Consider the following 25,208-nt stretch of genomic DNA (forward strand, 5'->3'; position numbering starts at 1 on the left):
CTCCGGGCCTGGGCTCACGGGGCCGGTAGTCGCGGGCCGGTAGTCGCCGGGCCGCCCCCCGGGGGTCAGTGCGACTCGGGGAAGCGCAGGTACTCCGGCGGCACGGCCTTCGTCAGCCACACCCCGTTCGCGCTGACGTGGAAGACATGGCCGTCGCGATGCATGGCGCCGGTGTCCACGGAGAGCACCACCGGGCGTCCGCGTCGGGCACCGACCCGTGTCGCGGTCTCGCGGTCGGCCGAGAGGTGTACGTCGTGCCGGTTCATCGGCCTGAGCCCCTCGCTGCGGATCGCGTCCAGGTTGCGGGCCACGGTGCCGTGATAGAGGTACGGCGGCGGGGTCGCCGGGGGCAGTCCGAGGTCGACGTCGACGCTGTGGCCCTGGCTGGCCCGGATCCGGGTGCCCTCGATCGCGAAGCGTTTCTTGTCGTTGGCGGCGACCACGTGGTCCAGCTCTTCTCGGGTGAACCGGAATCCGTGCGCGGTCGCGGCGGCGATCAGCGTGTCGATCTCGACCCAGCCGCCCTCGTCGAGGGTCAGTCCGATGCGCTCGGGCTGGTGGCGCAGGTGCTTCGAGAGATACTTCGACACCTTCACGGTGCGTCTTTCGTCCATGCCACCAGACTGCCGGGCGCGATGGGAATCACGCGAATGATTTCGCTCTCGATGTTTGATCCACAACCAAGTGCGGTTATCCACAGGGGAATTGGCGATTCTGTGGACAACGAGCGGTCACTTCAAGGGGTTTCGTCAAGATCACCTGATGGGCTGTGATTTGCGGCGAGACGGTCCAAGGACCGTGCCCGCACCTCGCGTTCGGCGGCCAGTGCGATGAACTCGGCGGCCTTCTCCGGACCAACCAGGGCTTCGACGGCCCGCATTGTCTCCGCTGGAATTGCCACGGTTCGATCAATTCCGCGAGGTTCCACCTCTTCGGCCGAACCAAGGTGCTGACGCAGGTGCCGCCCCGCCAACAGGCGCATCGCACACGCGAGTTCCGCGTCCACCGTGTGCTGTGCCAGCGGGCGTAGCCGTCGTACGAGTGAGGCCGCTTCCGCTGCTTCGGCGTCCGTCGGGCGGTGCGGTCCGTCGAGGTAGCGGGCGAAGACGTGCTCGGTGGTGAACTCCAGGAAACGGGCGGCGATGTGCTCGACCTGGCCCCTCAACTCCCGTAGATGGCCGGAGATCGCCGAGAGCGGCACGCCCGCGGCATACAACTCGACTGCCACGGAGAGCTCTTGGGGACTCGGCACGACGAACGAGTCCTCGTCGCCGGGGTCCGGCTCCAGGACGCCGAGCTCCACGGCGTCGGCCACCGCGGCATCATCCGGAGCGCCGCCGAAGCGCTCGTCCAACTCGGCACGGGAGATCCGCACCGCCTCCTCGTCGGTCCACGGCCCGTCCACCTCGGCGGCCAGCCCGAGCACCCCGCCGAGGCCGCGGCCGGCGTCCCAGGCCTCCAGAAGCTCCTTGATCGAGGCCAGCGTGTAGCCGCGGTCGAGGAGGTCGGCGATCTGGCGCAGACGCACGAGATGGGCGTCGGAGTACAGGTTGGCGCGGCCACGGCGCTCGGGGCGGGGGAGCAGGCCCCGGTCCTGGTAGGCGCGGATGGTTCGGACGGTGGCACCGCTGGAGTGCGCCAGGTCCTCGATCCGGTAGGTCTTGTCCACGCCGGTCCACCTCCGTCCGCATCCGAGGGCCACCGCGCCGACCCTCCCGCCCAGCTCAACAGCCCTTCGAGGGACGGCCCGATGCCCCGCTCCCCCGTGAACCCCTCAACCCCCGCGCACAGTTCCGGCTCCCGGACTCACAACGGCGGCTCCAGCCGAGCGATCCTGCGCAGCGCCCTAGGCGTGAACCGCGACATCAGATACGCCCCGCGCGCCTCCGGCGTCACCGGCACGACGGCCTCGCCACGCACCACCGCCCGCAGGATCGCGTCGGCGACCTTCTCCGGCGGATAGTTCCGCAGCCCGTACAGCCGCGCGGACTTCTTCTGGCGCCGCTTCTCCTCCTCGGCGTCGACGCCGGCGAAGTGCGCGGTCGAGGTGATGTTGGTGTTGACCAGGCCCGGGCATATCGCCGTGACGCCGATGCCCTGCCCCGCGAGCTCCGCGCGCAGACACTCGCTCAGCATCAGCACGGCCGCCTTCGAGGTGCTGTAGGCGGGCAGCGCCTTTGAGGGCTGGTACGCCGCCGCCGACGCGGTGTTGACGATGTGGCCGCCCTGCCCGCGCTCGGCCATCTGCTTGCCGAAGAGCCGGCAGCCGTGGATGACGCCCCACAGATTGACGTCGAGGACCTTCTTCCAGTCCTCGGGAGTGGTGTCGAAGAAGGAGCCCGACAGGCCGATGCCGGCGTTGTTCACCAGCACGTCCACCACGCCGTACTCGGCGGCCACGCGCGCGGCGAGCTTCTCCATGGCCTGCTCGTCGGAGACGTCGACCGTCTCAGCCCAGGCCTCGGGCGCTCCGATGAGCCGGGACATCTCCGCGGTGCGGCCCGCGGACTCCGCGTCCCGGTCGACGGCCACCACGCGCGCGCCGGCCTCGGCGAACGCGTACGCCGTCGCCCGCCCGATGCCGCTGCCCGCGCCGGTGACCAGCACGAGCTGCCCCCCGAAGCGGTCGGCGTACTTGCCGGTCGCCGTCACCCCTTCCGGCCGCCCGCCCTCGACGGACGTCACGAACTCCGTGATCCAGGCCACCAGTTGGTCGGGCCGGGTGCGCGGTATCCAGTGCTTCGCCGCCAGCGTGCGCCGGGTGAGCTGCGGAACCCACAGCTCCAGTTCGTCGTAGAGCTTCTCCGACAGGAAGGCGTCCCCGAGGGGCGTGATGAGCTGCACGGGCGCGTGCGCGTACGCGTCCTGGCGCGGACGGGACAGCCGGGACCGTACGTTGTCCCGGTACAGCCACGCCCCGCGTGCCGCGTCCGTCGGCAGGGACGGGGTCGGGTAGTCGCCGCCGGGGACCTGCTCCACGCGCTCCAGGATGCGCGGCCAGCGCTTGCCGAGAGGGCCTCGCCAGGCCAGCTCGGGCAGCACGGGCGTGTGCAGCGCGTAGACGTACCAGGACTTGGCGCCCTGGCCGAGGAGCTGGCCGACCCGGCGCGGAGTGGGACGCTTCAGGCGCTGGTTGATCCAGTGGCCGAAGTGGTCGAGGGACGGCCCGGACATCGACGTGAAGGACGCGATCCGGCCCTCGGTGCGCTGGACCGTGGTGAACTCCCAGGCCTGCACCGAGCCCCAGTCGTGCCCGACCAGGTGCACGGGACGGTCGGGGCTGACCGCGTCCGCGACGGCGAGGAAGTCGTCCGTCAGTTTCTCCAGGGTGAACCCGCCCCGCAGCGGCTGCGGCGGCGTGGACCGGCCGTGGCCCCGGACGTCGTACAGCACGACGTGGAAGCGGTCGGCCAGTCGCGGGGCGACCTCGGACCACACCTCCTTGCTGTCCGGATAGCCGTGCACCAGGATCACCGTCGGTTGCCCGGGGTCGCCCAGCTCGGCGACGCACAGCTCGACGCCGCCGGTCCGTACGACGCGCTCGCGCGCGCCCTGAAGAGTCAACGGCACCGTCACTTCTCCTCCGCCCAGCGCCGCACGTGCGGCAGATCGTCGTCCAGCCAGAAGGCGCTCTGCTCGGGGTCCGCGGAGTCGGTGACGACCAGGATCTCCTCGAACTTCGCGCCCGTGCCCCGGAAACCCAGGTGGGGTTCGACCGCCCACAGGCCCGGCTGCGGCGGGTGGTCGGAGAAGCGGTACGGCGACCACAGCGGGGACCAGCCCTCGCGGTGACCGTGCAGCGCGTCACTCGCCAGGCCCTTCAGGGACTGGGTGCCGAACCCGAACACATGCGCTGACCAGCGGCGCTGCTCGACCCGGTCGACCTTGTGCGCGATCACACCGAAGGGATAGGCGCGATGCCGGTTGGCGTAGCCCTGGCGGACCATGAGGCGGTCCACGTCCTCGTAGATCTCCCGAAGCGACCTGCGCTCGCGCACCTCGCGCAGGATCAGCTCCCGGTGCGCCTCCAGGTCGGCCATCAGCTTGTCCTGGACCGGGTTGATACCGAGCGAGCCGGAGTAGCCGATGTCGGCCGTGTAGCCCTTGTACACGGGGGCCATGTCCAGGATGAACGGCATCCCGGGCGCCAGCCGGCGGTTGGTGGGGAAGAACTGCAAGGGGATCCGGAAGTTCACGAACGCCGTGCGGTCCCCGAACCAGGCGAAGGGCAGATGGAACCAGTCACGGACGCCGCGCTCACGCAGCCACTCGCGCTGCATGCGCGCCGCCTCGCGCTCGGTGATGCCCGGTTCCAGTTGCGCCGCGACGGCCTCCGCGCACTCGTACGCCAGCCGCTGGACCTGCCTGAACCCGCGCAATTCCGCGGAAACCACCGAGCTCTCGCCCGAAACCGCCGTAGTCATGCCACCGCCCCACCTGTCCACATCGACTGCGGTACGTGTCCGTAACTTGACACCGGTGAATGTGACAGTTGTTAGAGGCTGCGTCAATAGGGCCGTCGAAGGCTGTGGAAAACCCCCATGATGTGGAAAACCGGGGCGTCGTTGTTCGACCTCAGGGTGACCCCTAGGGCCCCGTAGTCCTGGAGGTTGACTTCAAGACAGCTCTGCGGGGTGACGCCGGGCGTGGTCCGCGTCACTACCTTCGTGGTGTGACTGTGATCGCGACCGAAAGCCTGAGCAAGCGGTTCCCCCGGGTGACCGCGCTTGACCGGCTGACCATGGACATCGGGCCCGGGGTGACCGGACTCGTCGGAGCCAATGGAGCCGGCAAGTCCACCATGATCAAGATCCTGCTGGGTCTGTCCCCCGCCACCGAGGGCCGTGCCGAAGTGCTCGGACTCGACGTCGCCACCAAGGGCGGCGCCATCCGCGAGCGCGTCGGGTACATGCCCGAGCACGACTGCCTGCCGCCCGACGTCTCGGCCACCGAGTTCGTCGTGCACATGGCCCGCATGTCCGGCCTGCCCCCCACCGCCGCGCGCGAGCGCACCGCGGACACCCTGCGCCACGTCGGCCTGTACGAGGAGCGCTACCGCCCCATCGGCGGCTACTCGACCGGCATGAAGCAGCGGGTGAAGCTGGCGCAGGCCCTGGTGCACGACCCGCAGTTGGTGTTCCTGGACGAGCCGACCAACGGCCTCGACCCGGTCGGCCGCGACGAGATGCTCGGCCTGATCCGCCGTATCCACACCGACTTCGGCATCTCGGTCCTGGTCACCTCGCACCTGCTGGGCGAACTGGAGCGCACCTGCGACCACGTCGTCGTCATCGACGGCGGCAAGCTCCTGCGCTCCAGCTCCACCACCGACTTCACCCAGACCACGACGACCCTCGCCATCGAGGTCACCGACAGCGACGACCACCCGGACGGCACCCGCGCGGTGCGTGACGCGCTCCACGCGCGCGGGGTGGAGGTCCTGGACGGCAGCGGCGGCCTTCCCGGCGCCGGCCACATCCTGCTGCTCACCGCGCAGGGCGAGGAGACCTACGACCTGGTGCGCGACGTGGTCGCCGACCTCGGCCTCGGTCTGGTGCGCATGGAGCAGCGCCGGCACCACATCTCGGAGGTCTTCACCGACGGCGAGCAGAGCAACAGCACCGACGCACAGCGGAAGGAGGCGGTCGGCCATGGCAATTGAGCACCCCGTAGCCGCGAAGACGGGTGACCAGACCCGTATCCACAACATCGGCTATCGCAACTACGACGGCCCCCGCCTCGGCCGCTCCTACGCGACCCGCTCGCTGTACTCGCAGTCCCTGCGCGGCTCCTACGGCCTCGGCCGCTCGGTGAAGTCCAAGGTGCTGCCGATGCTGCTGTTCGTGGTGATGTGCGTGCCCGCGGCCATCATGGTCGCCGTCGCGGTCGCCACCAAGGCCAAGGACCTGCCCGTCGACTACACGCGCTACGCGATCATCATGCAGGCCGTGATCAGCCTGTACGTCGCTTCGCAGGCACCCCAGTCCGTCTCCCGCGACCTGCGCTTCAAGACCGTGCCGCTGTACTTCTCGCGGCCGATCGAGACCGCCGACTACGTCCGGGCGAAGTTCGCGGCGCTGGCCTCCGCGCTGTTCACCCTGACCGCGGCCCCGCTGCTGGTGCTCTACGTGGGCGCACTGCTGGCCAAGCTCGACTTCGCCGACCAGACCAAGGGATTCGCGCAGGGACTCGTCTCCGTGGCACTGCTCTCGCTGCTGTTCGCCGGCATCGGCCTGGTCATCGCGTCCGTCACGCCGCGCCGCGGCTTCGGCATCGCCGCCGTGATCGCCGTGATGACCATCTCCTACGGAGCCGTCTCCACGCTCCAGGCCATCGCCGACGCGCAGTCCATCAACGGCGGGGGCAGCGCCGACGCCATCGCCTGGATCGGCCTCTTCTCGCCGGTCACGCTCATCGACGGTGTGCAGTCCGCCTTCCTCGGCGCGACCTCCGCCTTCCCCGGCGGGGTGGGCCCGAGCAATGGTGAAGGCGTCGTCTACGTCCTCGTCAGCCTGGGCCTGATCGCCGCCAGCTACGGCCTCCTGATGCGCCGCTACAAGAAGGTGGGACTGTGACCACGCTCCAGATCGACCACGTCTCCCGCTGGTTCGGCAACGTGGTCGCCGTCAACGACATCACCATGACGATCGGCCCCGGCGTCACCGGCCTCCTCGGCCCCAACGGCGCCGGGAAGTCCACCCTCATCAACATGATGGGCGGCTTCCTGGCCCCCTCCACCGGCACCGTCACCCTCGACGGCCAGCAGGTGTGGCGCAACGAGTCGATCTACAAGCACATCGGTATCGTCCCCGAGCGCGAGGCGATGTACGACTTCCTCACCGGCCGCGAATTCGTCGTCGCCAACGCCGAGTTGCACGGCCTGGGCGACAAGGCCGCCCAGAAGGCGCTGGCCACGGTCGAGATGGAGTACGCGCAGGACCGGAAGATCTCCACGTACTCCAAGGGCATGCGCCAGCGCGTGAAGATGGCGAGCGCCCTGGTGCACAACCCCTCGCTGCTGCTGCTCGACGAGCCCTTCAACGGCATGGATCCGCGTCAGCGCATGCAGCTCATGGACCTGCTGCGGAAGATGGGCGACGAGGGCCGCACGGTGCTGTTCTCGTCCCACATCCTCGAAGAGGTCGAGCAACTCGCCTGGCACATCGAGGTGGTGGTCGCCGGACGGCACGCGGCCAGCGGTGACTTCCGCAAGATCCGCCGCCTGATGACCGACCGCCCGCACCGCTACCTGGTGCGCTCCAGCGACGACCGCACCCTCGCGGCCGCGCTGATCGCCGACCCGTCGACGTCCGGCATCGAGGTCGACCTCACCGAGGGCGCGCTGCACATCCAGGCCGTCGACTTCGGCCGCTTCACCACGCTGCTGCCGAGGGTGGCGCGTGACCACGGCATCCGCCTGCTCACGGTCTCGCCGTCCGACGAGTCCCTCGAGTCCGTCTTCTCGTATCTCGTCGCGGCGTAGGAGGCCGAAGATGTACGACCCCACAGTCGCCAGGCTCACCTATCGAGCCCTGCTCGGCCGCCGCCGGGCCCTCATCCTGGGCGCGCTGCCCGTGCTGCTCATCGCGATCTCGATCGTGGTGCGCGCGCTCGCCGGAGCCGACGACCAGACCGCGTCCGACCTGCTCGGCGGGCTGGCGCTGGCCACCATGGTGCCGATCATCGGCGTCATCGCCGGCACCGGCGCGATCGGGCCCGAGATCGACGACGGCTCGGTGGTGTACCTGCTGTCCAAGCCGGTGAAGCGGCCGACGATCATCTTCACCAAGCTGATCGTTGCGATCGCCGTGACGATGGTGTTCTCGGCGCTGCCGACCCTCATCGCCGGGTACATCCTCAACGGCAACGGCCAGCAGATCGCCGTCGCCTACACGGTCGCCGCGCTGGTGGCCTCCATCGCCTACGCCGCGATCTTCCTGCTGCTGGGCACGGTGTCCCGGCACGCGGTGGTCTTCGGTCTCGTCTACGCGCTCGTCTGGGAGGCCCTGTTCGGCTCCCTGGTCGCGGGCGCGCGCACGCTGAGCGTCCAGCAGTGGTCGCTGGCGGTGGCCCAGAAGGTCGCCGGCGGAGACCTGGTCACCTCGGACGTCGGCCTGACGACAGCCACGGTGCTGCTCGCGGTGGTCACGGTGCTCGCGACCTGGTACGCGGGCCAGAAGCTGCGGTCGCTGACGCTCGCCGGCGAGGAGTGAGCAGGCGGCGAGTGAGCAGCCGGGGAGAAGGAAGCGGGGCGTAAAGGAGCGGGCCCCTGAGCGGGCCCGCTCTTGACGAGGGCTTCACCCGTGGCCGGGGACACTGGGCCAAACGGGGTGTACTGCACGAACTGGAGGACGGGGATGGCAGGCGGCCAGTCACAGCACGAGGATCGCGAGCAGTCGCGGGACGACACCTGGGACGCCCCGGTCCTGGACGACCTGGCCCGGGACGCCCCGGTCCTGGATGACCTGGTCCGGGACGACCTGGTCCTGGACGACGACTTCATCCGTGCTGCCGAGACCTCGGAACCGTCCGCCCGGGCCCGGATGCTGGCCGCGCGCTGGCGCCGGGAGGAGCCCGAGCCGCAGCCGTGGCGCTCCGACGAACCGCCCGCGGGCTGGTTCTTCAGCAAGGCGCGGCGGCGCAAGTGGCGCCGCAGGTAAGGGGCGTACGGCGCCTTCCCGGGGCCTCTTAATCGGTGGCGCCCAACTCGTCGTACAGGCACAGTGGTTATGTCCACATCGCCGGACGGTGAGTCCGGCGCCACGTTCTGGGAGAGGAGCCGGACGATGTCCATGCACGACAGTACGTCCAGCTCCCGTCAGGGCAGCCGGCGGCGGACTTCGGGGTAATCCCTACTCCTCCGTAGAGTCCGTACCGCACGGGGAGCTGCCCGGGGCGGCCGCTTCGAGCACGCGATGTCGCTCTCGCGTGGGCCGCCCACCCGGAGGATTGGCCGAGTGGTAAGGCACTGGCTTGCGCTGTGTTCCATCAGGGGCGAGTCATGGTCGGGTTGGAAAGCCCGCGCACGTTCGATCCGTGCATCCTCCGCAAGACGTTGCCACTGGGGCTGGGCCGTTGTGCCGGGCTTGGCGCCTGCTGAGAAGTGACCCATGCCGGGGTCGCGCAGCCCGGCGTCAGGCGCCCAGCAACCGCTCCAGCACCACCGCGATCCCGTCCTCCTCGTTGGAGGCCGTCACCTCGTCCGCCACCGACTTGAGCTCGTCATGGGCGTTGGCCATGGCCACGCCTCGCGCCGACCAGGCGAACATCGGGATGTCGTTGGGCATGTCGCCGAAGGCGATCGTGTCCGCCGCCTTCATGCCCAGGCGGCGGGCCGCCAGGGACAGGCCGGTCGCCTTGGACAGGCCGAGGGGGAGGAGCTCCACGATGCCCTCGCCCGCCATCGCCACGGTGACGAAGCCGCCCGCGGACCGGCGAGCGGCCTGCGCCAGCTCGTCGTCCGTCAGGTCCGGATGCTGTATGTAGATCTTGTTCAGCGGGGCGGTCCACAGGTCCGACGCGTCCGTGAACGGGGTCGACGGAAGGTTGCCCGTGACCGCGTAGCCGGGGCCCACCAGGACCTCGCCTTCCAGACCGTCACGGCTCGCCGCGAGGAACAGCGGGCCGACCTCCGCCTCGATCTTGGCCAGTGCCACGCCCGCGAGCTGGCGGTCCAGGGTCACCGACGTCAGCAGGCGGTGCTCGCCGGCGTCGTACACCTGCGCTCCCTGACCGCACACGGCCAGGCCCCGGTAGCCGAGGTCGTCGAGGATGTGCCGCGTCCAGGGGACCGCCCGGCCCGTGACGACGATGTGCGCGGCACCGGCCTGTGTGGCCGCGGCGAGCGCGTCACGGGTGCGCCGGGAGACCGACTCGTCGGAGCGCAGGAGCGTTCCGTCGAGGTCGGTCGCGATCAGCCTGTAGGGGAAGCCGGCACTCACTTCGCGACCGGCTCCAGGAATTCACGGCCGCCCAGGTAGGGGCGCAGCACCTCGGGGACCCGGACGGTGCCGTCGGCCTGCTGGTGGTTCTCCAGGATCGCCACGATGGTGCGCGGTACGGCGCACAGCGTGCCGTTGAGCGTCGCCAGCGGCTGCACCTTCTTGCCGTCGCGCATGCGGACGGACAGCCGGCGTGCCTGGAAGCCGTCGCAGTTGGACGCCGAGGTCAGCTCGCGGTACTTGCCCTGGGTCGGGATCCACGCCTCGCAGTCGTACTTGCGGGATGCCGACGAGCCCAGGTCGCCCGAGGCCACGTCGATCACCTGGAAGGGCAGCTCGAGACCGGTGAGCCACTGCTTCTCCCACTCCAGGAGCCGCTTGTGCTCGTTCTCCGCGTCCTCGGGGGCGACGTACGAGAACATCTCGACCTTGTCGAACTGGTGCACGCGGAAGATGCCGCGCGTGTCCTTGCCGTATGTGCCGGCCTCACGGCGGAAGCACGGCGAGAAGCCCGCGTAGCGCAGCGGCAGCTTGTCGGCGTCGAGGATCTCGTCCATGTGGTACGCGGCGAGCGGGACCTCGGAGGTGCCGACCAGGTAGTAGTCGTCCTTCTCCAGGTGGTAGACGTTCTCCGCGGCCTGGCCGAGGAAGCCGGTGCCCTCCATGGCGCGCGGGCGGACCAGCGCCGGGGTGAGCATCGGGGTGAACCCGGCCTCGGTGGCCTGGGCGATCGCGGCATTGACCAGCGCCAGTTCCAGCAGGGCGCCTACGCCTGTGAGGTAGTAGAAGCGGGAGCCGGACACCTTGGCGCCACGCTCGACGTCGATGGCGCCCAGCGCCTCGCCGAGCTCCAGATGGTCCTTGGGCTCGAAGCCCTCGGCACCGAAGTCGCGGATGGTGCCGTGCGTCTCCAGCACGACGAAGTCCTCCTCGCCGCCCACGGGGACGTCGGGGTGGACGAGGTTGCCGAGCTGCAACGCGAGGCGCTTGGTCTCGTCGTCGGCGTCGTTCTGCGCGGCCTCGGCGGCCTTGACGTCGGCCTTGAGCTGCTCCGCCTTCTGAAGGAGCTCCGCGCGCTCCTCGGGAGAGGCCTTGGGGATGAGCTTGCCGAGCGACTTCTGCTCGGAACGGAGCTCGTCGAAGCGGACGCCGGACGACCTGCGCCGCTCGTCGGCAGACAGGAGGGCGTCGACGAGCGCGACGTCCTCTCCACGGGCGCGCTGCGAGGCGCGCACTCGGTCGGGGTCCTCACGAAGCAGGCGAAGGTCAATCACGCGCTCAAGGCTACCGGGGCGGGGTGACAGCCCACGACCCGCTATTCCGAACTGCGGCTTACGTTCCGTCATGAGGGAATTGCGAGGCGTGTCAATAAAAGGTGTCTCACTCCCTGGAACGGGTAAGGCGCACGGTCCCGGGTTGACTCGATTCCCTTGTGGAGAACGGGACTTGGGCCGCGGTTGTCCACAGGAGTCCCCAGCCTCCGAAGAGTTATCCACAGGGTGTGTGGATGAACTGTGGACGCCGGAATTGATCACTCCGTAACTCGGTGATCAAGTAGAGGATTCCCAGGACAAACCCATCCCACCCGCTCTTTTGAGTGGAAAACGGTCGCCCCAAAGGATTGCCCAAAGGAAAAGAGTGGACGAAGGGTGACTTGCTTACCGGTGGACTCCGGGACGGCCTGGGGGGCGATTTGTCGACAGGTTCACCCTCGACTATCGACTTGTCCCCAGGTCGAGATGAGTACCTGTGGATAACCTCTGTGGATAACGATAATCGGCTGGTAGTACCGGTTGGAAACCGGCACGAAAGCGGCTCCGGAGCAGCTTGGGAGCAGCTCGGGAACCGCAGGCCGACCGGGGCGACGGCGCCGCTCAGAACCGCCCGTCCTGGCAGCGCGCCACCCAGTCCGCCGCCAACACGAACGCCTCGTCCGACGTCCCCAGGCGCGGCCGCTCCGCGTCCCCCGGCTTGATGTCCGCACGCGGATACGACCCCAGGAAGCGCACCTCCAGGCAGATCCGCTTGAGCCCCATCAGCGCCTCGGCGACCCGGCGGTCGGAGATATGGCCCTCGGCGTCGATGCAGAAGCAGTAGTTGCCGATGCCGGCGCCGGTCGGCCGGGACTGGAGCAGCATCAGGTTGATGCCACGTGTGGCGAACTCGCCCAGGAGGTCGCGCAGTCCACCGGGATGGTCGTCGCGCTGCCACAGCACGACGGACGTCTTGTCCGCACCCGACGGCGCGGCGGGCCGTGCCGGCCGGCCCACCAGTACGAACCGGGTCTGGGCGTTCTCCGCGTCGTGGATCCCGGTCTCCAGGGCCTCCAGACCGTACAGCGCGGCGGCGAACTCGCCGGCGAAGGCCGCGTCGTACTGGCCCTCCTGGACCAGTCGCGCGGCGTCCGCGTTCGACGCCGCCGACTCCCAGTGGGCGTCGGGGAGGTTGTTCTTGAGCCAGTTGCGCACCTGGGGCTGGGCGGCCGGGTGCGCGGAGACCGTCTTGATGTCCGACAGCTTCGTGCCCGGCCTGACCAGCAGCGCGAAGGTGATCGACAGCAGCACCTCGCGGTAGATCATCAACGGCGCGCCCGCGACCAGCTCGTCGAGCGTGGTCGTGATGCCGCCCTCGACGGAGTTCTCGATCGGTACGAACGCGGCCTCGGCCTCACCGACGCGCACGGCGTCCAGCGCGGACTGCACGGACACGTAGGGGATCAGTTCCCGGGTCGCGGCCTCGGGAAGCGTGCGCAGGGCGGCCTCGGTGAAGGTGCCCTCAGGGCCGAGATAGGCATAGCTCGCTGGCATGACCTCACCCTAATGGGCCTAGTGAAACCCGGCGCACGCCTCTCGGCCCCGCGCCACCCCTCAGAGCGACCTCACTGCCGTATGACCGACCTCACTGCCGTACGACTGTGCAGAACCCGCACGCCCCTCCCGGCCCCGTCACCCCTCCAGCAGCCGCTGCCCCACGTACTCCCCCTCCGCCGCGCCGCCCGGGACCGCGAACAGGCCGCTTGCCTCGTGGCGGATGTACTTCGACAGGGCGTCGCCCCGGTCGAGCTTGCGCTGGACGGTGACGAAGCCGCGCAGCGGGTCGGCCTGCCAGCAGATGAAGAGCAGGCCCGCGTCGGGCACGCCGTCCGCGTCGATGCCGTCGTGGTACGAGAACGGGCGTCGCAGCATCGCCGCCCCGCCGTTCTGGTCGGGCCGGGTGATACGGGCGTGGGCGTTGATGGGGACGACCAGGTTCCCGGCCTTGTCCGTCTTCTCCAGGTCCATCTCGGTCGTCTCGGTGCCCCCGGACAGCGGCGCCCCGTCGGACTTGCGGCGCCCGATGACGTCCTCCTGTGCCTTGACCGAGAGCTGCTCCCAGTCGTCGAGGAGCATACGGATGCGGCGTACGACGGCGTAGGAGCCGTTCGCCATCCAGGCCGGGTCCTTCGAGCCGGACTCCGGCACGAAGATGCGCTCGTCGAAGTCGGCTTCCGCCGGCTTCGGATTGCGTGTGCCGTCCATCTGGCCCATCAGGTTGCGGGCCGTCATCGGATGCGAGGTGGCACCCGGCGAGCGGTTGAAGCCGTTCATCTGCCAGCGCACCTTGGCGGCCTGCCCCGCGTCTTTCTGGATCGCGCGCAGGGCGTGGAAGGCGACCAGCGCGTCATCGGCACCGATCTGCACCCACAGATCACCGTTGCTGCGCGCTTTGTCGAGCTGGTCGGAGGAGAAGTCGGGCAGCGGGTCCAGGGCGAGCGGACGCTGCTTCTCCAGGCCGGTCCGCGCGAAGAAGCTGTACCCGAAGCCGAAGGTGATCGTCAGCGATGACGGCCCGGCGTCCCGGGCGACATCCGTGTCGTCCTGTTGGGCGGCCTCGCCCGCCATCAGCCGCCGTGCCGTCTCCGACCAGCGGCGCAGCAACGCCGCCGCCTCCTTGCGGCCCGCGCCCGCTGCCAGGTCGAAGGCGACGACGTGACCACGCGCCTGGAGTCCCTGGAGGATGCCGGGCTGATGTTTCCCGTGAAACATCACCTGATCGGCCCCCAGCGAGGCGAGCGGTGTCGCCTCGGCGGGCCGGGCTGCATACCCCACGGCCCCGCCCGCCGCGCCCAGCACCAGACCGGTGGCACCGGCCGTCCCGAGCAGCCGTCGCCGCGAAAGGACCCCCGCGCGGGAGGCGCCTTCGGAGGCGTCGTCGGAAGCGCCGCCATTAAGTGGGCTCTCGCCCTTGGGCGCCGGCGTCGACGTCGGCTTGGACGTCGCTTTGGACGCCGCCTTGGGCGTCCTCGGAGTGCGGGCCTCCGGAATGGACTGGTCAGCCATGGTGAGGGTCAGCCGATCTGCGCGTTCTTGGAGACGGTGGCCTGGTCGATGTCGGAGGTCCGCACGGTCACGGCGACCTTCCATTCGCCGGCCATGGGGATCTGTACCCCGCTCGCCGACCAGTGTCCGGTGGCGATGTGGTCGGGGACGACGGGCAGCGGACCGATGTCCTGGGACTCCAGGGTGAAGGCGACCTTCACCTCGGGGATGTCGAAGGCGCGGCCGTTGGGACGCTGCACGTACACATGCATCTCGTTGCCACCCACGCGCGCGGGATCGAGATCGACCCGGACCACGCCCTTGCCGTCCTCGCCACCGGTGTCGAAGGACATGTCCAGGGTCAGCGCCCCGGCCGACGACGCGTCCGCCGCCGAGGACGAGGCCGCGGCCCGGGCCTGCTCCTCCGTACGCCCCGGCTCGGTCGACGTCAGCATGGTGGTGACGGCGAGCAGGACGACGGCGACGCCCGCCTCGGCGAACACCGAGCGGCGCAGCCCGAACCGGTTCGGGTCGGCGTCGCGCCGCTGCTTCTGCCGTGCGGTGTCGATCGCGGCCTGCTGCCGGGCGAGCTGAGCGACCCGCTCGGAGTCGCCGTCCGACTCGTCCGACACGGCTGCGGTGGCGCTCTTCTTGCCGGAAGCCGCGGTTCCCTTGCCCGCGGAGCCGGAACCCGAACCGGAGGCGGAGGCGGAACCCGAACCGGAGCCGGAGGCCCCCGCCCGCGCGGCGGCAGGCTCCTTCTCGTCGGCGCCCGCGCCCGACTCCTCCCGCGGCTTCACCACGACGGCCTCGGCCAGCCGGCCGGTCCACCGCCGCGAGAGGCACGCGATCCCCACCAGCAGCACCACGAGCCCGATCTTGACCAGCAGGAGCTGCCCGTAACGCGTGTCGGTGAACGCCGTCCACGAACCGAGCTGCCGCCACGACTGGTAGATCCCGGTCGCGACCAGCGCGAGCACGCTGCCGAAGGCGAGGCGCGAGAACCGTCGTACGGCCGTTGCGTCGACCGGGGTGTCCGCGGGCGCCCGGTAGAGAGCGACGAGCAGTGCGGCCAGCCCGCCGAGCCAGCCCGCGACGGCCAGCAGATGGATGATGTCGACCGGCATCGCGATCCCGGCCTGGAGCCCGGTCGAGGCGTGCTCGGACATCGCCCAGCTCGCCGCGAGCCCCGCCGACACCACGACCCCGCCGATGGCGAGCCCGAACGTCAGGTCCCGCTTCTCCTCGTCCTCACGCTTCTCGTACGCCCCGAACAGCACGGCGATGAACAGTGCCGCCGCGGCGAGCAGCAGCAGCCGGGACACCAGTGCCGCACCGGTCTTGGTCTGGAGCACCTGCCCGAGCAGGTCCAGGTCGAAGATGTCGCCGACCTTGCCGGTGCCGGTGTACGAGCCGCGCAGAAGCAGCAGGCCGAGCGTGGCCGCGGTCAGCGCCAGCCAGCCGGTGACGGTGAGCCGCTGAAGCGCCCGCACCCCCGCCCCGCGCTGCCAGCAGGCGAGCACGAAGGCGGCGCCGCCGACCATGACGATGAAGCCGGCGTACGACACGTACCGCCCGAACCCGTAGAGCGTGCCGACGACTCCGCCGCCCGCGGTCTGCCCGGAGACGGAGACGGTGGTCTGGGAGGGCGCGCCGATGGAGAAGGTGTAGGCGCCGGCGACGGGATGGCTGTCCTCGGACACCACCTGGTAGGTGACGGTGTACGTGCCGTCGGGCAGGCCACCGTGGAGCTTCACGGCGTACGTCGAGCCGCTGAGGTTGGCCGGGTCGCCGCGGTCGACGCGCTTGCCCTTGGGGTCGAGCACCCGCAGGGAGTCGTCGGACAGGGCGACCTTCTCGGAGAAGGTCAGCGAGACCTGTGCCGGGGCCTTGCCGACCACCGCCCCCTGCTGGGGGGCGCTGCCGGTCACCGCGGCGTGCGCGGAGACCGGCCCGGCACCGGCGAAGAGCAGGCCGGTGGCGGCCAGGAGCAGCAGCACCAGGGTCCGGACGCGGGGTGCGATGGTCTGGGTCAAGGCGATCTCTCCCTCAGTGTCCGGTCTTCGGGTTGTACGTCGCCGACTTCACCGGCATCCGGACCGTGACGGTGCCGGACTCGGTGAAGTGGAGCTTCACGGTCACCGTCTCGCCCTGCACCGGCTTTCGCTTCAGCTTCTCGAACATCAGATGGCTGCCGCCGCTTTTGAACACGAGTTGACCGTGCGCGGGGACGGGGAGGTCCTTGGCCTCCTGCATCGACGAGTCGACGGTCTCGTGGGCGGTCACCTCGCCGACGTCGCTGGTCACGGACGTCAACTCGTCCTTCGTACCGCCCTTGTTGGTGACCGTCAGATAGCCGGCCGCCATGGAGTCGGACACGGGCTGCGGCATGTAGGCGCCGCTGACCGACACCTCGGCCGCGGAGCCCTGGCCGTCATCGGAGCCGCAGCCCGCCAGGACCAGGGCACCGGTCAGTACCGCGACGGGCGCGACGAGGCGCCTCACGGCTTCTCTCCCTTGATCAGCTTGGGGAGGTCCTTGGTGTAGTCGTCGACGGTGGCGTCCTCGGTGTAGAGGACGTACCCGGCGTCGGTCTTCGGCGAGAACGCCACGACCTGGGTGCCGTGGGTGGAGACCATCTTGCCGTTCTTGTCCTTGTGCGGCGCCTCGATGGAGATGCCGAGGGTGCGGGCGCCGGCCTGGATGGTGGCGAAGTCGCCGGTCAGGCCGACGACCTGCGAGTCGATGCCCTTGAGCCACTTGCCGAGCGCGACAGCGGTGTCGCGCTGCGGGTCGGTGGTGACGAACACGATGTTCAGCTCGTCCTGCTCCGCCTTGGGCAACTGCTTCTTGGCGACGGCGATGTTGTTCATCGTCAGCGGGCAGACGTCGGGGCAGTTGGTGTAGCCGAAGTAGATCAGCGTCGGCTTGCCCTGGGTCTCCTTGCGGAGGTCGTACTTCTTGCCGTTCGTGTCGGTGAGGACCAGGTCCGGCTTCTCGAACGGCTTGTCGAGCACGATGGCCGCCTTGTCCGAGCCGGGTTCCTCGGAGACCACGGTCACGGGCGAAGCGCTGTCGTCGCCGTTGCCGCAGGCGGTCAGGGTCAGGGTCGCGGCGGCGAGCAGGGCAGCCGCGGCGAAGGTCTTCTTACGCATGCCAGGTCTTCTTACGCATAGAAAATGTCCTAGTTGTCCAAGTCGGCCCATGGGCGAGGGCTCAGGCGCGCACCGGGGGCGTGCCCCGGTGCGCGCCGTGAACCGAAGGGGCCGTCAGGCGTCGGTGCGCCGACGGCCGGCGAGCACGCCGTACGCCACACCCAGCGCGCCGACGACGATGCCCACCACGCCGAGGACACGGGCGGTGGTGTCGCTGCTGTCGGCGGGCTCGGCGGCCTCGGTCTTCGCGGCGGCGGCCTCGGCGTCCTCGGAGTGGGAGGCCTTGTCGGAGGAAGAGGAGCCGTGGTGGCCTTCCTCGGCGGCGGACAGCGCGAGCACCGGAGCCGGGTTCTCGGGCTCGTCCTGGCCCTCCTGCGGGACCTCGATCCAGCGCACGACCTCCTTGTTGGAGTACGTCTGGATCGCCTTGAAGGCGAGTTCGTCGGTGTCCTCGGGGAGCTGGCCGATGGAGACCGGGAACTTCTGGAAGTAGCCCGGCTCGACGCCCTTGCCGTCGGCGGTCCAGGTGATCTTGGAGACCGCCTCGGAGATCTTCTCGCCGTGCATCTCGATCGGCTTGTCGAGCTTGGACTTGGTGACCTCGATCTTCCAGCCGTCCATGGCCTCCGGCATCGCGGACGCCAGCGGGTGGTCGGTCGGGAAGCTGACCTCGAGCTTGGTGGTCGAGGCGTTGTCGCGCTCGTTGGGCACCTTGAAGTCGACGACCGCGTAACCACCCTTGGCGGCCGTGCCCTCCGGCTGCACGCTGACGTGGGCGAAAGCGGGCACGGACAGGGCGAGCACGGCCGTGCCGGCGAGGGCGCCTGCGGCGGCGATACGAGAGGCCTTCATGCGGAGCACTCCACTGTGAGTGAGATTCGGATTCCGGTGGTGAAGAGGAGTACGCGCGCGTAGTGGTGCCCGATCAGCGGGAAGGCCGGGAAGTCCGGCCGGAAGAGATCGCTGGATCGGAGAATTCGCGCACGCGCGCGTGCCGCACGACGGCGGCCTCCCACGGAAGTGGAGTCAACCCACGGAAGTGGAGCGAAGGTCGCGTCGTGTCAGGCGGCGAGGGCGAGCGCGTCGGCCGGCGGGCCGCGCCTGATCACGGTGTGCTGGAGGGCGACCGTGCGTGGCGCGCGGCGCGCGGGGGACTCGGTGCGCAGGAAGCGCGGGCCCGCCTCGGGTGCGCCCGGGAGCCCGGCACGCAGGGCGCGCACCAGCGCGAGCGCCCCGCGCAGGGAACGTACGAAAGCCCCCTCGGCGACCGAGTGCGCCGACAGCGCGGACATCTCGACTATCCGCAGCAGGGCCAGGTCCCCGCGCCGCAGCAGCCACCCCGCGACGACCGCCGCCAGTACGTGGGCGAGCGCCATCGGCAGGGACGGCAGCAGCGAGGCGGGAGAGCCGGCGGCAACGGACATGGCGTCCGCCGAGGAGTGCGAGGCGTGCGCCCCCGTGGCCGGGCCGATCCGCGCATCGGTGAGGAGCCGTTGGGCCTGGGCGGGGCTGATGGCCGCCGCGGCGGTGCCGCACACGAGCCGCGCGGCCCGCTCGACGAGCGCGGCGTCGGACAGGGACCCGGACCCGGATGCCGCGGACGGCGCGGTCACCGTCACATGCTGACCCAGCCCGAACACCGTGTGCAGAACGGTCTGGCCGACCGCGAGCAACGCCGCGATGCCGGGCAGCGAGCGCTCGCGCCCCGCGAACGGCAGGGCGACGACCAGGACCCCGAGGAACCCGGCGCCCAGCGTCCACAGCGGAATCGTGGCGCAGGAGCCGAGTACATGCCCGACCCCGGCCAGCACGACGCAGACCGCGGCGAACACCGCGGCCCGCAGGACCCGGAGATCGCTTCCGGAGCGCGCCGTGCGCGGGTGGGGGGCAGTCATGGCGGGCTCATCATCGCACTGGCCTTATGACCGCCATACGGCAGGTCCGCAAGATGAGGTACGGGCGGTTGGGGACGAAGAAGAGGTACGGGGTATACGGGGCTGTAGAGCCGGAAGATCACCTTCTGGTGTGGGCCGCCCCCACATACACCGATTACGGCGTGGGCGCATCGACCATATGGGCGGCATCACGTCAAGGATGTGCTTACGGCCGGGCACTCGTGGCAATACGTAACGGTATGTCGAGCCGCGGCCAGGAGGCTGGAGCATGAGCATCTGGTGGTCACTCCATTTGCGCCGTGAAGCCGCGAGCGTTCCCCTCGCCCGGCGCCTGCTGCTCGGCACCATGGAGACGGCGGGGGTGGACCCGGACATCTCCTACGACCTCTCCGTCGCGCTCAGCGAGGCCTGCGCCAACGCCGTCGAGCACGGCGGCGGCGTCACGACCGACGGCTCCCCGCAGGCGTATCGAGTCACGGCCTATCTGGACGGCGAGAAGTGCCACATCGAGGTCGCCGACTCGGGTCCCGGCTTCACGGCACCCCATCGCGCCCCCCGTCTTGCGTCCTACGACGCCGAGGACGGCAGGGGCCTGTGCCTCATCAGCGAGCTCGCCGACCACGTCCAGATCGGCAACAAGCCGGACCGGGGCGGTGCCGTCGTGAGCTTCGACAAGATCCTCAAGTGGCGCAAGGACGCCCCGCTGATGGCGGTGTAGCGCCGGCGGAAAGGTCCTGCGCCGCCTGCTTCCTCGGCACTCACAGCCGTCGCACAGCGGCGCCCCAAGCCCCTGATGGGCGGCGTCCCTAACTTCCTGGCCATGACGGGAAACCACAAGGACAAGTCGATCACCCGGCGCCGCGCCCTCGCGGTGACCGGGGGCACGGTCGCGGCGGGCGGACTCGCGGTCGCCGGTTATCAGGCGGCCTTCGCCGACACCGCCACGACCACGGCCGAAGGGGCAACGGCGGCTTCCGCGAGCCCCTCGGAGAGCTCCGGCTGCATGACGCTGATGTCGAGCGTCACCGAAGGCCCGTACTACCTCGACGGCGCCTTGGTGCGGAAGGACATCACCGAGGGCAAGAGCGGCGTCCCGCTGACCCTGCGGCTCACCGTCGTCGACGCCACCGACGGCTGTACTCCGGTCAAGGGCGCCGCCGTCGAGATCTGGCACTGCGACGCCTGGGGCTACTACTCCGGCTACACCACGGCCAACCCCGGCGGCTCCGCGCCCGCCGAGAGCGAGGACGGCTCGACCGCCGACGACGACACCTACCTGCGCGGCTACCAGATCGCGGGCGCCAACGGGGTCGTCAAGTTCGAGACGATCTTCCCCGGTTGGTACACCCCGCGCACCTGCCACATCCACCTCAAGGTGCACACCGGCGGCCAGCAGGAGGACGGCACCTACGAGGGTGGCAAGGTCAACTACACCGGCCAGCTCTTCTTCGACGACGAGAGTGCCGAGGAGATCTTCACGCTGGAGCCGTACTCCAAGCACTCCGGCAGCTACACCACCCTCGACGACGACATGGTCTACGACGGTGGCGGGGCCTCCAGCGGCCTGTTGACCCTGAAGGCCGTACACAAGAAGGACCCCTCCAAGGGCTACAAGGGCTTCCTGACCGTCGCCATCGACCCCGACGCCGAGAACACCGGCGCGGGCAGCGGGGGCGGTGGCGGTACGCCGCCCGGAGACGCGCCCAGCGGCACGCCGTCGGCCCCGGCGTCCTCTTGAGGAGTACGGCCATGAGCAGCCGCGAGGACGAGGCGCTGGCGCAGGCGGCCGTGAGCGCGCTGACCGGACAACTGGCCCTGGCTCCCAAGCCGGGCCTGCCCGACCCGCGCGACCTCGACGCCCGTACCGGTCGCAAGGACCACTGCACGCTGCGCTGGTCGGCCAAGGCGCTCGCGCCCGGCCTCGCCGCGATGGCCGCGGCCGCCCGGCGCGCGGGCGGGCCGACCCCCGGGCTCCGTACCGAGCTGGGCGCGATCGGCAGGTGCACCGAGCACTCGGTGCACCTCGCGGGAGGCGGTCACCGGGGCGCGCTGTGGGCGCTCGGCCTGCTGGTGGCCGCGGCCGCGCTCGACCCCCGGGCCGGGGAGGGGGACGTCGCCGCGACCGCCAAACGCATCGCCGCGCACACAGACAAGCGTGCCCCGCGCAGGCCCTCCCGGGGCTCCTCGGTGTCCGCGAAGTACGGCGCCGCCGGCGCCCGGGGCGAGGCACGAGCCGGATTCCCGCATGTGCGGCGGGCGTTGGACACGCTCACCCAGGCCCGCGCGTCCGGCACCACCGAGGAACAGGCCCGCCTGGACGCCCTGCTCACGGTGATGTCCACCCTTCAGGACACCGAACTCCTCCACACGGCGGGCCCCATGGGGCTGCGCCACGTCCAGGCGGGCGCCCGCGCGGTCCTGGAGGCGGGCGGTACGGCGACCGAGGCAGGCGCGGACGCCCTGGCGTCGCTCGACGCCGACCTGCACGCACGCGCGTGGAGCCCGCGGGGCAGTGCGGGCCTGCTGGCAGGCGCGCTCTTCCTGGACTCATTGCCAGTACTGGTACGCGCCGCGTAGGGCAACGTCCCGGGGGCGCGGGGAACTGCGCGACAAGCCACCTGAGGCCCGCAGCCCGCGACGATGGCCGGACACCCTTCGGCATCCGGCCATCAATCCAACGTCAGCCCTTCAGCGAGGCCATCCAGCTCTCGACCTCGTCCGACCGCCGGGGCAGCCCGGCGCTGAGGTTCCGGTTGCCGTCCTCGGTCACCAGGATGTCGTCCTCGATCCGGACCCCGATGCCCCGGTACTCCTCCGGCACCGTCAGATCGTCGGCCTGGAAGTACAGCCCCGGCTCGACGGTCAGCACCATGCCGGCCTCCAGCGTGCCGTCGACGTAGGACTCCACGCGCGCGGCAGCGCAGTCGTGGACGTCCATGCCGAGCATGTGCCCGGTGCCGTGCAGCGTCCACCGCCGCTGGAGCCCGAGCTCCAGCACCCGCTCCACCGGCCCCTCGACGAGCCCCCACTCGACCAGCTTCTCGGCGAGCACGCGCTGCGAGGCGTCGTGGAAGTCCCGGTACTTCGCGCCCGGCTGCACGGCCGCGATACCGGCCTCCTGGGCCTCGTACACGGCGTCGTAGATCTTCTTCTGGATCTCGCTGTAGCGGCCGTTGATCGGCAGCGTGCGCGTGACGTCGGCGGTGTAGTACGTGTGCGTCTCGACGCCCGCGTCGAGCAGCAGCAGGTCACCGGAGCGCACGGGCCCGTCGTTGCGCACCCAGTGCAGCGTGCAGGCGTGCGGGCCGGCCGCGCAGATGGAGCCGTAGCCGACGTCGTTGCCCTCCACGCGCGCGCGGAGGAAGAAGGTGCCCTCGATGTAGCGCTCGGAGGTCGCCTCGGCCTTGTCGAGGACCTTCACCACGTCCTCGAAGCCGCGGACCGTGGAGTCGACGGCCTTCTGCAGCTCGCCGATCTCGAACTCGTCCTTGATCAGCCGCGCCTCGGAGAGGAAGACGCGCAGTTCGGCGTCCCGCTCGGCGGTGACCTTGTCGGTCAGCGCGGCCTCGATGCCGGCGTCGTAGCCACGCACGACACGGACCGGGCCGGTGGCCTCGCGCAGGCTGTCGGCGAGCTCGCGCACGTCGGAGGCCGGGATGCCGTACAGCTTCTCCGCCTCGGTCAAGGAGTGCCGGCGGCCGACCCACAGCTCGCCCTGGCCGGAGAGCCAGAACTCGCCGTTGTCCCGGTCGGAGCGGGGCAGGAGGTAGATCGTCGCCTCGTGGCCGTCCGCGACGGGCTCCAGGACGAGCACGCCGTCCTCGGTCTGGTTGCCGCTGAGGTAGGCGTACTCGACCGACGCCCGGAAGGCGTACTCGGTGTCGTTCGAGCGCGTCTTGAGGTTGCCCGCGGGGATCACGAGGCGCTCGCCCGGGAACCGTGCCGACAGTGCGGCGCGGCGCGCGGCGGTCTCGGCGGCCTGGGCGATCGGCTGCAGGTCGTGCAGCTCCGTGTCGGCCCAGCCGGACTTCATGTTCTCGGCGAGCTCGTCGGACACGCCCGGGTACAGGCCGTTCTTGCGCTGCTTGATCGGCTCTTCTGCGCCCTCTTCCGGGCCCGCTGCGGTAGCAGCAATGGACTCGGCCGGGGTGAGCTCGTCGGCCACGGTCATCCTCCTCGATACGGCACTGGACCCCATCCATCGTACGGTCGTACGGGACGGAGCCCAGGGCAGCAGGACGGCATGCCCGCCGGTGCTATGGCGCGGACCACGTGCCTGTTATGGCGGACCGCGTCCCTTTCACGGGCGGGTGACCAGGGCCACTTCACGGGCGGGTGACCAGAGCCACACGGGCCGCCTATTCGAAGCGTGCGGCCAGCAGGACGACGTCCTCGTCGCTGTCCGCCAGGTCCGCCCCGTCCGGCAGCACGGTCCGCAGGACGTGGTCGACGAGGGCGTCCGGATCGTGCCGGATCGCCCGCGGCACCCCGGCCGCCGCCGCGTGCAGCCGCGCGAAGGCGCGGTCGGTGGCGTCGCCGGTGCGGTGCAGCAGCCCGTCGGTGTACAGCAGAACCGTCTCTCCGGGTTCCGCGGTGACCTCCACGCTCGGCGCCTCCCAGCAGGCCAGCATGCCCAGCGGGGCGGAGACGGAGGTCTCCACGAACTCCGTGCGCCGGTCGCCGATCAGCAGCGGCGGGGTGTGCCCGGCGCCGGCGAGCGTGATCTTGCGCAGGGCGGGCTCGCAGTAGGCGAACAGCGCGGTGGCGGAGCGGGCCGGTTCGGTGAGCCGGAGCAGCAGCTCCAGGTCGGACAGGACCGCGACCGGGTCCTCGCCCTCCATCACGGCGTACGCCCGCAGGCTGGCCCGCAGCCGCCCCATCGCGGCGACCGCGCTGGGGCCGGACCCGGTCACCGAACCGACCGCGAGGCCGAGCGCGGCGTCCGGCAGCGGCAGGGCGTCGTACCAGTCGCCGCCCCCGCGCGGGCCGGTGCGGTGCCGCACGGCGAGCTGGACGCCGGCCATGCGCGGCAGCCGGGAGGGCAGCAGTTCCTCGGCCATCGTCCGCATGCACGCGCGTGTGCGCTCGACTTCGAGGAGCCGGGCCAGATGCTCGGTGGCGTAGCGGGTGTACAGGCCGATGAGGTGGCGCTGGCGCTCGGCCGGTTCGGCGGGCTCGTCGTACAGCCAGACGGCGGCGCCGAGACGCCCGGCGTCGTCCGTGGACAGCGGCAGGGCGTAGCTGGCCGCGTAGCCGAGGCGGGCGGCCACCTCACGGTGGCGCGGATCGAGTCCGTCCTCGGAGAGCAGGTCGGGCTGGGCGATCTCGCCGTCACCGCCCGGCAGCCCGTCGAGGATCCTGCCGTACGACATCGCGCTGCGCGGCACGGTCTCGATGTGCCCGAGGTCGGCGCGGGCGAGGCCGAGGCCGATGGTCGTGTCGGGGCCCAGTCCGTCCGCGGGTTCCAGGACGACGAGCCCGCGCCGGGCGCCGACGAGGGCGGAGCCGGCCCGCAGCAGTTCCTCGAGGGCGTCGGCGAGCGTGGCCGTGCGGGCCAGGCTTTCGGTGAGTTCGTGGAGCGTCGTGAGGTCCGAGACCCAGCCGGCGAGACGGTCCTGGAGCAGTGCGCTGGGTGCGCTCGGCGGGGTGACGGCTGAGGTTGCCGAGGTCGCGGGCGCGGGCGCGACAGTGTGTGCGGGCGACGGAACCGTCGAATCGATTCCGGCCACTTTCGGAGGGTGAGGAGCGTTCATGGCGTCCGGCTTTCCGACCGGTGCGTATTGCTCAAAAGCATCGCAAACCCCCATGTCATTCTGCGCCGCTAGCAGTGTCTCCACATGTACACGCACTCGTAAGGGGATGTCCAGCATTGTCCTGCTGGGATTCCTGGTGTCCGTGGGCAACCAGAGCACTCCTCGT

23 protein-coding genes and 1 tRNA gene are annotated in these 25,208 nt (G+C 70.4%); 9 read left to right on the plus strand and 15 right to left on the minus strand.

The window, feature by feature from the left end; translation table 11 throughout:
• Window positions 1–65 precede the first annotated feature (65 nt).
• The 4 genes from ACZ69Q_RS17910 to ACZ69Q_RS17925 form a co-directional block, all read right to left on the minus strand.
• Window positions 66–614 carry an RNA 2'-phosphotransferase gene (locus ACZ69Q_RS17910; protein WP_471042462.1) on the minus strand — a complete coding sequence of 183 codons (549 nt, stop codon included), beginning with the start codon at window positions 612–614 and terminating at the stop codon, window positions 66–68.
• Between the two features lie 122 nt (window positions 615–736).
• Window positions 737–1,669: a MerR family transcriptional regulator gene (locus ACZ69Q_RS17915; RefSeq protein WP_471042464.1), complete on the minus strand. Its 933-nt coding sequence runs from the start codon at window positions 1,667–1,669 to the stop codon at window positions 737–739.
• Window positions 1,670–1,806: 137 nt separating this feature from the next.
• Window positions 1,807–3,564 (minus strand): SDR family oxidoreductase, encoded by a 1,758-nt coding sequence (locus ACZ69Q_RS17920; protein WP_471042667.1) that lies wholly within the window; start codon window positions 3,562–3,564, stop codon window positions 1,807–1,809.
• 8 nt (window positions 3,565–3,572) lie between these two features.
• Entirely contained in the window at window positions 3,573–4,424 is an 852-nt protein-coding gene (locus tag ACZ69Q_RS17925) for a M24 family metallopeptidase (RefSeq protein ID WP_471042467.1), read from the minus strand.
• Between the two features lie 254 nt (window positions 4,425–4,678).
• Here ACZ69Q_RS17925 and ACZ69Q_RS17930 point away from each other — a divergent pair, with 254 nt between their 5' ends.
• The 6 genes from ACZ69Q_RS17930 (at window position 4,679) to ACZ69Q_RS17955 (ending at window position 9,048) form a co-directional block, all read left to right on the plus strand.
• Entirely contained in the window at window positions 4,679–5,662 is a 984-nt protein-coding gene (locus tag ACZ69Q_RS17930; protein WP_471042670.1) for an ABC transporter ATP-binding protein, read from the plus strand.
• Window positions 5,652–6,575 carry an ABC transporter permease gene (locus ACZ69Q_RS17935; RefSeq protein WP_471042470.1) on the plus strand — a complete coding sequence of 308 codons (924 nt, stop codon included), beginning with the start codon at window positions 5,652–5,654 and terminating at the stop codon, window positions 6,573–6,575. The genes ACZ69Q_RS17930 and ACZ69Q_RS17935 overlap by 11 nt, the downstream gene beginning before the upstream one ends.
• Window positions 6,572–7,483 carry an ABC transporter ATP-binding protein gene (locus tag ACZ69Q_RS17940; RefSeq protein WP_471042473.1) on the plus strand — a complete coding sequence of 304 codons (912 nt, stop codon included), beginning with the start codon at window positions 6,572–6,574 and terminating at the stop codon, window positions 7,481–7,483. Before ACZ69Q_RS17935 ends, ACZ69Q_RS17940 begins: the two co-directional genes overlap by 4 nt.
• 10 nt (window positions 7,484–7,493) lie before the next feature.
• A complete protein-coding gene (locus tag ACZ69Q_RS17945; RefSeq protein ID WP_471042476.1) occupies window positions 7,494–8,213 on the plus strand; it encodes an ABC transporter permease in 720 nt (239 codons plus the stop codon).
• A gap of 144 nt (window positions 8,214–8,357) precedes the next feature.
• Entirely contained in the window at window positions 8,358–8,660 is a 303-nt protein-coding gene (locus ACZ69Q_RS17950) for an SGM_3592 family protein (protein ID WP_471042479.1), read from the plus strand.
• Between the two features lie 283 nt (window positions 8,661–8,943).
• A tRNA-OTHER gene (locus ACZ69Q_RS17955) sits at window positions 8,944–9,048 on the plus strand.
• An 86-nt stretch (window positions 9,049–9,134) separates the two neighbouring features.
• Here ACZ69Q_RS17955 and ACZ69Q_RS17960 read toward each other — a convergent pair.
• The 9 genes from ACZ69Q_RS17960 to ACZ69Q_RS18000 form a co-directional block, all read right to left on the minus strand.
• Window positions 9,135–9,941, minus strand: a complete 807-nt coding sequence (locus tag ACZ69Q_RS17960) for an HAD family hydrolase (protein ID WP_471042481.1) — start codon at window positions 9,939–9,941, stop codon at window positions 9,135–9,137.
• Entirely contained in the window at window positions 9,938–11,215 is a 1,278-nt protein-coding gene (gene serS, locus ACZ69Q_RS17965; RefSeq protein ID WP_471042483.1) for a serine--tRNA ligase, read from the minus strand. The genes ACZ69Q_RS17960 and serS overlap by 4 nt, the downstream gene beginning before the upstream one ends.
• A 600-nt stretch (window positions 11,216–11,815) precedes the next feature.
• A complete protein-coding gene (gene pheA, locus ACZ69Q_RS17970; protein ID WP_471042486.1) occupies window positions 11,816–12,748 on the minus strand; it encodes a prephenate dehydratase in 933 nt (310 codons plus the stop codon).
• Between the two features lie 138 nt (window positions 12,749–12,886).
• A complete protein-coding gene (gene efeB, locus ACZ69Q_RS17975) occupies window positions 12,887–14,260 on the minus strand; it encodes an iron uptake transporter deferrochelatase/peroxidase subunit (protein WP_471042489.1) in 1,374 nt (457 codons plus the stop codon).
• Between the two features lie 8 nt (window positions 14,261–14,268).
• Window positions 14,269–16,275, minus strand: coding sequence for a copper resistance CopC/CopD family protein (locus tag ACZ69Q_RS17980; protein WP_471042491.1), 2,007 nt, complete (start codon window positions 16,273–16,275; stop codon window positions 14,269–14,271).
• Between the two features lie 13 nt (window positions 16,276–16,288).
• Entirely contained in the window at window positions 16,289–16,744 is a 456-nt protein-coding gene (locus ACZ69Q_RS17985) for a copper chaperone PCu(A)C (protein WP_471042493.1), read from the minus strand.
• Window positions 16,741–17,394, minus strand: a complete 654-nt coding sequence (locus tag ACZ69Q_RS17990; protein ID WP_471042496.1) for an SCO family protein — start codon at window positions 17,392–17,394, stop codon at window positions 16,741–16,743. The genes ACZ69Q_RS17985 and ACZ69Q_RS17990 overlap by 4 nt, the downstream gene beginning before the upstream one ends.
• 114 nt (window positions 17,395–17,508) lie before the next feature.
• Window positions 17,509–18,246 carry a YcnI family copper-binding membrane protein gene (locus ACZ69Q_RS17995; protein ID WP_471042499.1) on the minus strand — a complete coding sequence of 246 codons (738 nt, stop codon included), beginning with the start codon at window positions 18,244–18,246 and terminating at the stop codon, window positions 17,509–17,511.
• 209 nt (window positions 18,247–18,455) lie between these two features.
• A complete protein-coding gene (locus ACZ69Q_RS18000) occupies window positions 18,456–19,289 on the minus strand; it encodes a hypothetical protein (RefSeq protein ID WP_471042502.1) in 834 nt (277 codons plus the stop codon).
• 268 nt (window positions 19,290–19,557) lie between these two features.
• On the opposite strand from ACZ69Q_RS18000, the gene ACZ69Q_RS18005 reads away from it, so the two are divergent.
• The 3 genes from ACZ69Q_RS18005 to ACZ69Q_RS18015 all read left to right on the plus strand — a co-directional run bounded on the left by ACZ69Q_RS18005 (window position 19,558) and on the right by ACZ69Q_RS18015 (window position 21,866).
• On the plus strand, window positions 19,558–20,007 hold the full coding sequence (locus tag ACZ69Q_RS18005) for an ATP-binding protein (protein ID WP_471042504.1): 450 nt from the start codon (window positions 19,558–19,560) through the stop codon (window positions 20,005–20,007).
• Between the two features lie 102 nt (window positions 20,008–20,109).
• On the plus strand, window positions 20,110–21,027 hold the full coding sequence (locus tag ACZ69Q_RS18010) for an intradiol ring-cleavage dioxygenase (protein WP_471042507.1): 918 nt from the start codon (window positions 20,110–20,112) through the stop codon (window positions 21,025–21,027).
• 11 nt (window positions 21,028–21,038) lie between these two features.
• Window positions 21,039–21,866, plus strand: a complete 828-nt coding sequence (locus ACZ69Q_RS18015; RefSeq protein WP_471042510.1) for a triphosphoribosyl-dephospho-CoA synthase — start codon at window positions 21,039–21,041, stop codon at window positions 21,864–21,866.
• 103 nt (window positions 21,867–21,969) lie between these two features.
• Here ACZ69Q_RS18015 and ACZ69Q_RS18020 read toward each other — a convergent pair whose 3' ends face one another.
• Together ACZ69Q_RS18020 and ACZ69Q_RS18025 are read right to left on the minus strand one after the other, a co-directional pair.
• Entirely contained in the window at window positions 21,970–23,454 is a 1,485-nt protein-coding gene (locus ACZ69Q_RS18020) for an aminopeptidase P family protein (RefSeq protein ID WP_471042513.1), read from the minus strand.
• Window positions 23,455–23,647: 193 nt separating this feature from the next.
• The gene (locus ACZ69Q_RS18025) at window positions 23,648–25,159 is read right to left on the minus strand and encodes a PP2C family protein-serine/threonine phosphatase (RefSeq protein ID WP_471042672.1); all 1,512 of its coding nucleotides are present in this window, start codon (window positions 25,157–25,159) and stop codon (window positions 23,648–23,650) included.
• Window positions 25,160–25,208 lie beyond the last annotated feature (49 nt).

This window comes from Streptomyces sp. NPDC036764, from assembly GCF_055609385.1.